17 protein-coding genes are annotated in these 11,556 nt (G+C 48.9%); 8 read left to right on the top strand and 9 right to left on the bottom strand.

Annotated features, from left to right (window positions below):
- Positions 1-28: 28 nt before the first annotated feature.
- The gene (locus GCE9029_RS10150; RefSeq protein WP_062663054.1) at positions 29-1,507 is read left to right on the top strand and encodes an FAD-dependent oxidoreductase; all 1,479 of its coding nucleotides are present in this window, start codon (positions 29-31) and stop codon (positions 1,505-1,507) included.
- Positions 1,508-1,577: 70 nt separating this feature from the next.
- Here the strand turns inward: GCE9029_RS10150 and bcp are convergent, their stop codons facing one another.
- Entirely contained in the window at positions 1,578-2,048 is a 471-nt protein-coding gene (gene bcp / locus GCE9029_RS10145) for a thioredoxin-dependent thiol peroxidase (protein WP_062663053.1), read from the bottom strand.
- 221 nt (positions 2,049-2,269) lie between these two features.
- On the opposite strand from bcp, the gene dapA reads away from it, so the two are divergent.
- Together dapA and bamC are read left to right on the top strand one after the other, a co-directional pair.
- Positions 2,270-3,148, top strand: a complete 879-nt coding sequence (dapA, locus tag GCE9029_RS10140; protein WP_062663052.1) for a 4-hydroxy-tetrahydrodipicolinate synthase — start codon at positions 2,270-2,272, stop codon at positions 3,146-3,148.
- A gap of 18 nt (positions 3,149-3,166) precedes the next feature.
- Positions 3,167-4,192 carry an NlpB/DapX family lipoprotein gene (bamC, locus tag GCE9029_RS10135; protein ID WP_062663051.1) on the top strand — a complete coding sequence of 342 codons (1,026 nt, stop codon included), beginning with the start codon at positions 3,167-3,169 and terminating at the stop codon, positions 4,190-4,192.
- 65 nt (positions 4,193-4,257) lie between these two features.
- Here bamC and GCE9029_RS10130 read toward each other — a convergent pair whose 3' ends face one another.
- The 5 genes from GCE9029_RS10130 to GCE9029_RS10110 all read right to left on the bottom strand — a co-directional run bounded on the left by GCE9029_RS10130 (position 4,258) and on the right by GCE9029_RS10110 (position 7,971).
- Positions 4,258-5,361 carry a phosphoribosylaminoimidazolesuccinocarboxamide synthase gene (locus GCE9029_RS10130; protein ID WP_062663050.1) on the bottom strand — a complete coding sequence of 368 codons (1,104 nt, stop codon included), beginning with the start codon at positions 5,359-5,361 and terminating at the stop codon, positions 4,258-4,260.
- A gap of 208 nt (positions 5,362-5,569) precedes the next feature.
- Positions 5,570-5,779 (bottom strand): DUF2897 family protein, encoded by a 210-nt coding sequence (locus tag GCE9029_RS10125; RefSeq protein WP_002537949.1) that lies wholly within the window; start codon positions 5,777-5,779, stop codon positions 5,570-5,572.
- Between the two features lie 2 nt (positions 5,780-5,781).
- The gene (locus GCE9029_RS10120; RefSeq protein ID WP_062663049.1) at positions 5,782-6,456 is read right to left on the bottom strand and encodes a M15 family metallopeptidase; all 675 of its coding nucleotides are present in this window, start codon (positions 6,454-6,456) and stop codon (positions 5,782-5,784) included.
- Positions 6,453-7,589 carry a succinyl-diaminopimelate desuccinylase gene (gene dapE, locus GCE9029_RS10115; protein ID WP_062663048.1) on the bottom strand — a complete coding sequence of 379 codons (1,137 nt, stop codon included), beginning with the start codon at positions 7,587-7,589 and terminating at the stop codon, positions 6,453-6,455. Before dapE ends, GCE9029_RS10120 begins: the two co-directional genes overlap by 4 nt.
- A 31-nt stretch (positions 7,590-7,620) precedes the next feature.
- Positions 7,621-7,971, bottom strand: a complete 351-nt coding sequence (locus GCE9029_RS10110; protein WP_062663047.1) for an ArsC family reductase — start codon at positions 7,969-7,971, stop codon at positions 7,621-7,623.
- 205 nt (positions 7,972-8,176) lie between these two features.
- Between GCE9029_RS10110 and GCE9029_RS10105 the strand changes: the two genes are divergently transcribed.
- Entirely contained in the window at positions 8,177-8,473 is a 297-nt protein-coding gene (locus GCE9029_RS10105) for an ArsR/SmtB family transcription factor (protein WP_062663046.1), read from the top strand.
- Between the two features lie 103 nt (positions 8,474-8,576).
- Positions 8,577-8,858 carry a winged helix-turn-helix domain-containing protein gene (locus tag GCE9029_RS10100; protein ID WP_062663045.1) on the top strand — a complete coding sequence of 94 codons (282 nt, stop codon included), beginning with the start codon at positions 8,577-8,579 and terminating at the stop codon, positions 8,856-8,858.
- Between the two features lie 38 nt (positions 8,859-8,896).
- On the opposite strand, the gene GCE9029_RS10095 is transcribed toward GCE9029_RS10100, so the two are convergent.
- Genes GCE9029_RS10095 through GCE9029_RS10085 form a run of 3 tightly spaced genes read right to left on the bottom strand, consistent with a single transcriptional unit; the run spans position 8,897 to position 10,040 of the window.
- Positions 8,897-9,253, bottom strand: a complete 357-nt coding sequence (locus GCE9029_RS10095) for an MmcQ/YjbR family DNA-binding protein (protein ID WP_062663044.1) — start codon at positions 9,251-9,253, stop codon at positions 8,897-8,899.
- On the bottom strand, positions 9,254-9,691 hold the full coding sequence (locus GCE9029_RS10090) for a DUF1499 domain-containing protein (protein WP_062663043.1): 438 nt from the start codon (positions 9,689-9,691) through the stop codon (positions 9,254-9,256). It lies immediately after the preceding gene.
- A gap of 13 nt (positions 9,692-9,704) precedes the next feature.
- Entirely contained in the window at positions 9,705-10,040 is a 336-nt protein-coding gene (locus GCE9029_RS10085) for a DUF2956 domain-containing protein (protein WP_062663042.1), read from the bottom strand.
- Positions 10,041-10,163: 123 nt separating this feature from the next.
- On the opposite strand from GCE9029_RS10085, the gene GCE9029_RS10080 reads away from it, so the two are divergent.
- The 3 genes from GCE9029_RS10080 to GCE9029_RS10070 all read left to right on the top strand — a co-directional run bounded on the left by GCE9029_RS10080 (position 10,164) and on the right by GCE9029_RS10070 (position 11,534).
- On the top strand, positions 10,164-10,481 hold the full coding sequence (locus GCE9029_RS10080; protein WP_062663041.1) for a heavy metal-binding domain-containing protein: 318 nt from the start codon (positions 10,164-10,166) through the stop codon (positions 10,479-10,481).
- Positions 10,482-10,660: 179 nt separating this feature from the next.
- Complete coding sequence (locus GCE9029_RS10075; protein ID WP_062663040.1) at positions 10,661-11,146, top strand: DUF2919 domain-containing protein; 486 nt, start codon at positions 10,661-10,663, stop codon at positions 11,144-11,146.
- Positions 11,139-11,534 carry a hypothetical protein gene (locus GCE9029_RS10070; RefSeq protein WP_062663039.1) on the top strand — a complete coding sequence of 132 codons (396 nt, stop codon included), beginning with the start codon at positions 11,139-11,141 and terminating at the stop codon, positions 11,532-11,534. Before GCE9029_RS10075 ends, GCE9029_RS10070 begins: the two co-directional genes overlap by 8 nt.
- Positions 11,535-11,556 lie beyond the last annotated feature (22 nt).

The following is an 11,556-nucleotide window of genomic DNA, read 5'->3' as shown; positions in this document are numbered from 1 at the left end:
AGTAGGTTGCGATTAGCTAACGAATAAAATGAAAAATAACGTCGATAAGTGTGTTGAGGGTAGTGCGTTGACATTAAGCGAAGCGTTTACTGTTGGCATTGTGGGTGGTGGAGTTGCAGGTTCAACGGCTGCATTGAAACTGTCTGGTATGGGCATTAACACCGTGCTGTTCGAAGCAGGGGCAAGCCTTGTCAGTGGACCGCCAATTTGTCATCTGCATGCTGGTGGGAATTTGTACCGTGAGATTTCTGAGCAGCAATGTATAACACTGTTGGAGCAATCTATTGCTACCGTGCGGGCTTATCCGCATTCCGTCAACAGACGCCCCACTGTTATTGCAATCCCAACAACAGACCCTGGCGAGCCCGACGCCATTTTGAATCGTCTCGAATTGCTTACCACGCACTACAAAATGCTCGTAAAACAAGACCCTGATAATGCTGTATTAGGGTCGCCGGACGATTACTACACGCTGTTTTTCCGCGAAGACATGGTGGCATTGTCAGATCTTCCGCTACCCGAGTCACCTCAAACCCCACAAGAGTGGATGATTCCTGTTGCGCACCACATGCCGCATGACAACTTCAAATATCCGATTGTTGTTGTGCAGGAATACGGCCTAAGTGTTTTCCGTTTGGCTGCCACTGCTGCTTTGGGCCTCGAAGATTCACCATATTGTGAGCTGAAACTTGGTCACCAAGTCACTGATTTGGTGTCAGAGGGTGACGGCTGGACCATACAAGCAAAAAGCGCTGAAGGTGAAGTCGTATCTCAACGTGTTGATTACTTGATTAATGCTGCTGGGTTCCGCACTGGCAAGCTGGACGACATGGTTTCTTCACCGAAACAGCGTTGGGTCGAGTACAAAGCGGCGTATGTGGCTCATTGGCCATCTAAACCCGGCCAGTGGCCGGAAGTGATTATTCACGGAGAGCGTGGTACCCCTCAGGGTATGGCGCAACTTACGCCATACCCTCAAGGATTCATTCAGCTCCACGGCATGACGCAAGAGATCACCTTATTTGAAGGTGGTCTGGTAAGAAGCGACGACCAAACCTCTTATCCACCCTTGCCAGAAAGTATGGTTGAGAAGGCAGACGGTGGTTGGGAATGGCCAGAAATACGAGAGCGTACTTCCCGCGCCATTTCCCACTTCGCCAAATGGCTGCCGGAATTCGAGCAAGCCGAAGTGGGTGGAAAGCCGCTTTGTGGCGCTCAGCAAATTCCGGGAGACGATCCAAGTCTGCGTGCGGCAGATGCGTCTTTTGAAGGTGAGCGCTACGCGCGTGTTGAGTTGGTTAAAGCTTCATCGGCACTGCAAGCGGCAGACCGCATCCTTGAACAGTTAGAAGCGCTTCATGGTGTGACATTGCCTTCAGATTGGAATGCACCAGCACTGTCGCTGACCGAGTCATTGACCGAATCACAGGTAGTGGAGAAAGCTAAAACGTTGACTACGCTGAGAGGTTACCCTGAAGCACTGGCAATTCCGTTTCCAGAAAAATAGCTACCATAGTTGGGTTAGTCGCAGAAACAACAAAGGCCGTCATTGACGGCCTTTTTCGTTCCTGTAGGGCTTACTCGCCTTTCAGGTAGTTGATCACTACGTCATGGTGGTCTTTGGTTTTGAACTTGTTGAACACATGTTCGATAACACCGTTCTCATCCACCAAGAAGCTTAGACGGTGAATGCCGTCATACTCTTTGCCCATGAACTTTTTCAAGCCCCAGACGCCGAAAGCGTCGGCAACAGCGTGGTCTTCATCACTCAGCAGGGCGAAGTTCAGCTCTTTCTTTTCTTCAAAGCCTTTCAGCTTTTTCACTGGATCTGGGCTTAGGCCAAGAACGACGGTGTTCAGTGCATCCAGTTCTGCTTTACTGTCACGCAGTGAGCAGGCTTGAGTTGTACAACCCGGTGTCATTGCCTTCGGGTAGAAGTAAACCAGCACTTTGTTCTTGCCTTTGAACTGGCTCAGAGAGACTGTGTTTCCGTTTTGATCTTGCAGCGAGAATTCTGGTGCTGCCGCACCGGCTTCGAGCGTTTGCATGTTTCTTCCTTCTTAATTTTCATGTCGCAACGAGTGAGCATGCGTCTTGTTAAAATACGCGGATAAATCATTGTCGCGAGTGGCAATACGTCTAAGCGCACAATATCGTTCATTTTCACGGTGATCAACCGCGCAAACACAGGGTATAAGCCCCTTCAGCGTGCTTGTTTTTGCCTGTCGCCAAAAGTACCATGGTTCAAAACGCGTTTTTGGAGATGGAAATGTTTTCAGGAAGTATCGTGGCACTTGTCACGCCTATGGATAGCTCTGGTGAAGTTGATTACGCCAGTTTGAAAAATCTCGTTGATTTTCATGTTGATGCAGGCACTGACGCCATCGTCTCTGTCGGGACGACAGGTGAGTCTGCCACTGTCACCGTAGAAGAGCATATCAAGATTGTTCTGAAGACACTCGAATTCGCCGATGGACGCATTCCTGTCATCGCAGGTACAGGCGCAAATGCAACTCATGAAGCGATTACCTTCAGCAAAATGTTTGCGGGTTCTGGTATCGCTGGTTGCCTGAGCGTCGTGCCTTACTACAACAAACCTTCCCAGGAAGGTCTGTACCAGCATTTTAAAGCTATCTCTGAATCGAGCGAACTTCCGCAAATTCTGTACAACGTGCCAGGCCGTACTGTTGCTGACATGTTGCCAGAGACGGTTGCGCGACTTTCTGAGTTCGAAAACATTATTGGCATCAAAGATGCGACCGGTGATTTGGACCGTGTTCGACTTCACCGTGAACTTTGTGGCGAAGATTTTATCTTACTGAGTGGTGATGATCTCACTGGCCTGGATTTTGTTGCCGCTGGCGGCCATGGCGTGATTTCAGTGACCAACAACATTGCTGCAGCGCAAATGGCAAAAATGATCAAACTGGCGCTGGCAGGAGAAATGGACGAAGCCCGTTCAATCAATGAGAAGATAATGCCTTTGCACACTGATCTTTTCGTCGAAGCTAACCCAATTCCAGTGAAGTGGGCATTGCATGAAATGGGCTTGATCGCGGACGGTACACTGCGTCTGCCGCTGACCATTTTGGATGTGAAACTGCAGCCTAAAGTGAAGCAGGCTCTGTTGGATGCAGGCGTGCTGTAACGCTTCTTTGGAGTTTTAATGAAACCTGTTTTTAAGTTCGGCTTGAGTGCTGTGATGGTCGCTATGCTGGCGGCCTGCTCGAGCGCTGATTCGCGCCGTCAGGCGTCGGATGATTTTAAATACCTTGAAACACCACCGCTGTCAGATTGGAAAAACCTTCCTGACCAGCAGCCTGAGTTTTCCGGTGCTTACCGCATTCCAGCTAATGATTTCCAAGGCCCGGTAGGTCGTGATATCGATATACGTCCACCTCAGCAAATACTTGAGTTGATCCCGGGTGCACGCTATGAGCAGAACAGACAGGGTGTCACTGTCTGGATGCCACGTGAAGAACAAGCACAGCGCCTATGGGAAACCATTGAGGACATGACGGCAAAATCTCAGATCCCGGTTCGCACTTCATCGCCAGACGGCATTGAAACGGATTGGCTGGTCTGGACGATTGACGAAGATGAAGAAGTCATTGAAAGTCGCTATGTGGTGAAACCCGTAGAGGAACGTAATCGTTATGGTTTCCACATCGAAATGGTGGAATGGAAGCGTAACGGCTCTGCAGATAACCTGACCCAGGCATCACGTGACCGCTATAACGCGCAAATGACTAATATGATTACTGCCCGTTATGATGCCGACCTGCGTGAAGAAGCACGTTTGCGCGCGCTGGAGTTGGTGAAGAACATTCCAATTAGCCTAGGTAAAGACCGGGGTGGATCGCCAGTCATTATCGCTCGTGCACCGTATGAAGTGTTCTGGGAACGCTTCCCGAATATCTTGAGTGAGCTTGGGTTCACCATCGAAGATCGTAACCGCTCGCAAGGTACTTTGACTGTCGAATTCAAGTCCCCGGATGATGAGTTCTGGGAAGAAATTGGTGTGTTGCCACTTCAGCTTAGCCAGAAAAACTACAACATTCTGTTGGGTGACTTGGGTAACCGTACGTCAATTAACGTGACGGATAGTTCAGGCAAGCCTGTAAGTGAAGATGTGTTGGCCGGTATCGCGCCTGCATTCACTGCCGCCGTAGAGCGTTTAAACAACCAATAAGTCTGTACAGAACGAGAAAGAGGACGCCAAGGCGTCCTCTTTTTTTGTCTCTCATTTTTCAAGAATCAGTCGATCAAACCGTATTCTTCTTTCAGGATGTCGATGATTTCCTGTTTCGGGTTGTCACTCAGATGAATCGGTGCGCCAGTGATTTTCTCTGCGATGCCAATGTAGGTGCGCGATATGTCCATCAGTGCATCTACAGGCAAGTCGTTGTCGCGTGCTAAAGCTTCACGCTCTGGCATACGTTCTTTGTTGAGCAGAATGTCTGGATCAGGGAAATAGTTCAGCAGGAACTGGCGGAAGCCTTCTTTGGAATTTTCAACAATATTGCCAGCCACGTATTCCTTGGTGTCCCAAATACGGGAAGAGTCCGGTGTACCCACTTCATCCATGTAGATGAGCTTTTCTTTACCAGCTGCATCAGTAACATAACCAAACTCAAACTTAGTATCGACGAAGGTTTGGTCAATCATTTCGAGTGCGTTGCTGATCACGCCAAAACCTTCTTTGAGCAAGGTTTCGTATCGCGCAATGTCATCAGCAGATGAGAAATTAAACGCAGCGAAGTTATCTTCGATGTTCTTGCGGGTGATGTTCACGTCATCCGCTTCAGGCACACCTGGAATGCCTTTTAGAATACCTTTGGTCGATGGTGTGATCAGAAGCTCTGGCAGCGCTTTATCTTTTTCCAGTCCTTCAGGCAATTCAATGCCACAGAATTCGCGCTCGCCTTTTGCGTAGGCACGCCACATTGAACCCGTGATGTATTTACGGCAAATAGCTTCAATCATGACGGGTTTGGCTTTTTGAACAATCCAAACAAACGGGTGGGGAATATCAAGAATATGACTGTCTGCCAGGCCATTTTCCTTGAACAGGCGGAACCAGTGGTTGGAAATGGCATTCAGTGCAGCGCCTTTACCAGGGACGCCTTTCAGGCCGCCTTCAGCATGCCAGATACAATCGAACGCGGAGATACGGTCACTGATCACCATGATGGCCAGTGGCGCATCAGGGGCAACGTCATAGCCTTTTTCCTGAATAAGACGTTTGCTGTCTTCTTCTGTCAGCCAGTAGACAGAGCGGACTTTACCGCTGTGAACAGGTTGGTGGGTACGAATGGGAAGATCGTCGTTAACGGCGAGAACTTGATTCGCAAGGCTCATTGAGACATTCCTATCTAAAAGTGGCCGGACGAGGCTTCGTCACTGGCAAGACAATATTCTATGCGGTGAGAGCGGCGACTTCCTGACTCTCACCCTCCAAACGCCTTGCATGATACCAGAACTGAACATGTGCTGTTACTGAAAACGCAAACGTTTGCGCAAAAAGTTTCAGACTGAAAAAAGGCGACCCTTTGGTCGCCGCTTTCGATCACCAGAAAGACGATTTGTCGTCGTCATCCTCATCATCGTAAGGCTTTCGCTCTTTCTTTTGCTCGTTGCTTTGGTCTTCATCTTTTGGCTTAGGCTTTTGCTTCATACCGAATTTGGCATTGGCCGTGTATTTCAGTGCCATGATGTTGCTGACCACAACGGCGACCACAATAAAAATGATCACGTAGGGATTGGTGAGTATATCCATGTTCAGACCTCACAAACGTTCGAGACGTACTGAAAATATATCCAATCCAGCTGGTTTAGCACAGTTTCCCGTCCAGCGATGTCAGAAGATGCGATCGCGGTGCGGAGTGCGTCAGGCGTGAGGATATCCAGCGCCCCTTGCGTGGTTGGGATATGGCTGATGTGCCAGGGCTCAAATGCCACACCGCCTCTATCTTCGCGATAAGGTAGGTAAAAGCCGTGTGTTTTCATGTTGATCAAAAGCCAATCAAAGAAAGGCTTTTGGTGTCCGGTAAGGTATTCCCAAGGCTCAAGCTGGGTGGAGATACTTTCAGGCAAGAGGTTTTTTGCATAGATGTCGATATCGGTGCCCCAGTGATGACGGCTTGCCCCCGGCAAGGCTGACCAGCGCAATATAGCGCGTACTTTATCGTCTTCACTGAACTGGCTGACATCCAAAGGATTTCCGTCACCATCAAGTATGGGGCGAAGGCCATTGAACTTGTTGTCCCATATCATCTGCTGACGGGTGAAGTCACGAAAGCTGCTGGCAATAGTGAGTTCAAATCCGGCTTTTTCTGCGGCACTCTGCATAGCCAAAAAATCCGACTGAACCTCATTATGCAGCATCAGACCATCTGCGAGTGTACACAGATGGTCTTGTGATTGTCCTGTCAGTGATGAAAGGGTCCAACTCATTTGGCCAGCACTTTCTCCAATACTTTCTGGTACATGTCAGTCAGTTTCTCAAGATCATCAATCTTCACACACTCATTCACTTTGTGGATGGTGGCGTTGACCGGACCTAACTCAATCACCTGACCGCCCATTTGCGCGATAAAGCGACCATCAGAGGTGCCGCCAGTGGTGAGAAGCTGAGGCTTCTCGCTGTTCACTTCGTCCACGGCTTCAACGACAGCATCAAGCAAAGAACCAGCATCTGTCAGGAACGGCAAACCGTTGTAGGTCCATTTGATATCGTAGTCCAGACCGTGCGCGTCGAAGATTGCATGCGTGCGGGTTTCGATGTCCTGCGCAGTCAGTTCGGTGCTGTAACGTAAATTGAACTGGACATGGAACTCACCCGGAACAACATTACTTGCGCCTGTTCCAGCGGCGACGTTTGGAATTTGCAGGCTGGTTGGCGGGAAGTAGGCGTTACCTTCATCCCATTGAACGCCGGTCAGCTCTGCCAGTGCTGGCAGAGCCAGATGCACTGGGTTTTTAGCAAGGTGCGGATAGGCAACGTGGCCTTGGATACCTTTGAAGGTGACATCACCTGTCAGTGAGCCGCGACGGCCGTTTTTCACCACATCACCCACCGCGTTCGTGCTGCTTGGCTCGCCAACAATGCACATGTCGATGATTTCATCACGTGCCATCAGGGTGTCGACCACACGGGTCGTTCCGTTGATAAACGGGCCTTCTTCATCAGAGGTGATAAGGAATCCCAATGAACCACGGTGATCCGGGTTTTCTGCGATAAAGCGCTCAGTTGCGACCACCATAGCGGCCAGTGAGCCTTTCATGTCAGCCGCACCACGGCCATGCAGGTAGCCGTCTACGATCGTCGGTTCAAAGGGAGGCGTTTTCCACTGTTCTAAAGGGCCTGCTGGTACCACATCAGTATGACCAGCAAAGGCAAACAGCGGGCCTTCAGTACCGCGACGAGCCCAAAGGTTGGTGGTGTCTTCAAACACCATGCGTTCGATTTTGAATCCCAGCGCTTCGAGGCGCTCGATCATCAGTTCCTGACATCCTTCATCTTCTGGAGTCACGGATGGACGGCCTATTAATTCCTTGGCCAGAGACAATACCGCACTGTCTGTCATGGGGTTGTGTGTCCTTGTTCTTAAATCGGTGTTATTTGCTAAAAATTGTCTCGTATTCTCCAGCTTTGAAGCCGAGGTGATACGTGTCGTTGTGAACCAAAAGAGGGCGCTTAATCATGGCAGGATGAACCAGCATCAAAGAGACGGCATTGGATTCATCCAGATTGTTCTTTTGTTCTTCGGAAAGTCCTCGGAAGGTGGTACCACGTTTGTTGACCAGTGCTTCCCAGCCCAGCTTTTCCACAAATTGCTTTAACATTTCCTGATCGATACCGTCTTTACGGTAATCATGAAACGTGTACGGTTTGCCTTCCGCATCAAGCCACTTCAGCGCTTTCTTGATGGTGTCGCAATTCTTAATCCCGTAAACCATTGTGGTCATTCACTGTTTCCTCATAGTGCTACGTCGAGGGTGCTAGATTGACATTGCGAAGTGTTGAAAGCAAGGCGTGAGGCGACTTCCCCCTTCATTGAATAAACTTCTATTCGAATAGCTTCATAAATCAATTTCATTCAAAACTTCTACATTAGCGGTTTCTGATGTAAATTAAATTAGATAAATCTAATTTAATGGGTGTTTGCCAGCAATGGGTAAAGAACTACAACAACAAGCCAATGATGCAGCTAAAGTGCTGAGAATTCTCGCGCACCCAGAAAGGTTGATGGTGCTCTGTCAGTTGCGGGAAGGGGAGAAAAATGTCTCGAGCCTTCTTGAGAATAGTGCCTTGAGCCAATCTGCTTTTTCCCAGCACCTCACCGTGTTGCGACAAGCTGGATTAGTCGAGACGCGCAAAGAGTCTCAGTCCGTTTTTTACCGCATTGCAGATAGCAAAGTGGAAAACCTGATCAATGCGATTCAAGGCGCATGGTGTGGAGAGAGTTAACGACCAAAAGACATGCTAATGAATAGACGTTCATTTTGATCAAGCGCAATACCTCCTTTGCAATTCATTGAATAATGGAAATCAGTCATATTAGGAGGTCTCAATGGAACTGAATCCGGTTTTTGCAAGAAGACTGTATCTCGCTTTTTTGGTTGAAGAAATGGAACGTCCAAACGTTCCGCGTTTGATTGAAGCCACTGGCTGGCCACGCCGCACTATTCAGGATGTGATCAAGTCTCTGGCAGGTCTCGGTATTGAATTGTCTTTCATTCAGGATGGACGTCGCCACAACGACGGGTACTACCGCCTTACTGACTGGGGCCCATTCAAACGTGAGTGGGTTGAAGAGCGTAAGCAGGACATCATGGGAACGCTTACGGTGTAAAACAAAAAACGCAGCTATCGAGTCTGCGTTTTTTGTTTTCAGGCTTCGGCGCCAACAGGCCTTAGCGATTTCTGAACATATTTGGGCAATTTGTCCACCACCAAATGCCAGGAACGGGAAATGATATTTTCGATTTCCACCGTTGGCAGGGGACAATTTTTGCCAAATTCTATCCATCCCGCCCTTGCTAGGTGCGGCGCCGGACGGCAATCCGGGATCTCCGCCATCATAATGAACAAATCCTCCGGCACCTTACAGGCCATCTTCTCTCCATCATAGAAAATGCAAACCATCTTGGTCTGGTGCACGCTGTAAACGTCGACACCACCCCACTTCACATCATGACGGATACCGACCAGCGATTCGCTGTGTGCTTTAAGTGCCGGAATATCCATTTACTTGATAAGTCCCTTTTCCTGAAGCGCCACACGTAGCGCCTCAACGCGTTTGCGGTTGACGCCAAAGTCAGAATAACCGACACGTGACTCGGAACGGACAATCAGTTGTTCACCATCAATGCGAAGTTCCAGGTCATCAACAAAGCGCATGATCTTACTGACGCTCTCTACACGCGCGTAACCGGATTCTTGATCGCCAAGGCGGGCACCGGGCATGTTGAGCGCGACTTCGAGGATTGGAGCCATAGAAACGCCTTCGGCCAATTCAAAAGGCGCCACGTTAAAGTCTTCACGAGTGTCTTGTGTGGATACACAGTTTGGCTTGTCGCCACATGGACTAAGAGATTTATCTGTCACGGCGTCTTCTCCTTGTGCGCATCCAAGCGCAAATATCATGGCTACGCCGGCAGTGGCGAGTGAGAGCGTCTTTTTCATGGTGTATTCCCTGTTATTGGTTGCTCATTATATAGGCTGCAAACCCTACCCAACTGGCTATCAGCAGTCCCCAAGGCAGAAGGTTGCGAGACGTAGACACTGACTGTTCAGTTTCAGTCACATCCTGCACTTGGGTTGTATCAACCTGTTTTTGTTTAAGCTGCTTTTTTCGCTCTTTATCGCGATCCCGCGCTTTAACTTTCTGTTGTTTCTTGTATAGCGCAATGCCTTTCTCTATGCCTTGAGCAATGAGTTTGGTTTGTTCTTTGGTCTGTCCAGGCTTTTGCGTCGCCTTGGCAATTTTCATGGCTTCTTGCTGGGTTTCAGGCGAGGGCGTCGCGTTGCTCATCTTATTTTCATCTTTAACGGTATCACTTAGTGAGCGATTATAACGATGATAAACGGATGTCACGAAACCAAAATCTGAGAATCGTGTCAGACCTCTAATGACAATAAAAGGGAGAAAGGACAAATGATCTTAACCACTACTCCAACAGTACAGGGACGCGAAATTAGACACTACCATGGCGTAGTCGTTGGTGAAGCAATCCTGGGTGCGAATATTTTTAAAGATATTTTTGCGAGCATTCGCGACATAGTCGGCGGTCGCTCGGCGGCTTACGAGCAAGAACTTGCTAAGGCGCGTGAAATTGCATTCGAAGAACTCAGAGAGCGGGCACGTGCCGCAGGAGGAAACGCTGTGGTGGGGATTGACCTTGATTATGAAGTGGTCGGCCCCAATGGTGGAATGTTGATGGTGAGTGTTAGCGGGACGGCAGTGACCATTTGATAAATGTGAGCGAGCTAAAAGCTTGGGCTGAAAGATACTGAGCTACACCGCAAAATAATGAGCCTGAGCTTTGTGCTCTACGTGAATACTGACAAAGTGCCAAGGAGGGTTATGAACATTGTTTTTTTGCACGCAGACCGTTACCGGTGGCGGTACATAACCTTGAAGAACAAAGATAGATGAATACGCTTTTGTACCAATCTCCTGACTATTACGACAAACATGGCAACGCGAAGCCTAACCTAATGTTCTGGCTGACAGGTCTTTTTCTGGCGCGTTCCTGGATAGTGTTTGTGATTGCAGGCGTCAGCCGGGAGCAAGGCAAAGATTTGCTCTCGCTGATTTACCCAAGTCATGATGCACTTTATGTCGGGCTGGCACTGGGATTTCCTGCTGTCGCTTTGATGCTGATGGCTGGAAGTCTTCATCGATATCCTGCTTTTTTCCAGCGGATATGGCGGGGCGGTAAGTACATTCTCCTAGTGGCGTTGAGTGGTGATTTGATACTGCAAATCAAGCATCTGATGACTCAGCGTTGGGAGTTCCACTGGAGTGGAGCGTTAATGTTACTGATGGCGATTTGGCTGGCGTTATACCTATTAAGAAGCCGCCGTATTCAGTTTTTGTTTGAAGCCCCCATTACAAGAGAAGAAAAAAATGAATGAGTGGAAGAAAGGGCTTGTCCTGTTCAGCGCAATGTTAAGCCCCTTGGCCATGGCTGACTGGCAGGTTGACGTTAATTTCGAAATGGATCGTGCCGGAAAGCAACACCGTGCGCAAACCTCGGTATCATTGGTGCCTGGTGAAGAAACCGTGCTGTTTGATAACGGCGAAGCAACAGGTGCACTCATCGGTAAAGCCGAGCTTTTAGAAGTAACGGCTGATGAGGTGAAGATTTCCCTTCTGGTTCAAGAACAGTGTGATGATGGTGGCTGGCGAACCATTATGTCGCCAGTTGTCAGTGCAGGCCTTAATACGCCAGCCTCTGTAAACCAAAGCAATGAGCAATTGGATGAATTTGCATCGCTTAAAGTGGAAATTACTTCGGTATAAGTGCCCGAAATCCCACTTTACA

Source organism: Grimontia celer (assembly GCF_900055185.1).
Taxonomy (GTDB): domain Bacteria; phylum Pseudomonadota; class Gammaproteobacteria; order Enterobacterales; family Vibrionaceae; genus Enterovibrio; species Enterovibrio celer.
Note: the sequence above shows the minus strand (reverse complement) of the source record. Positions and strands in the feature narration are given on the sequence as shown.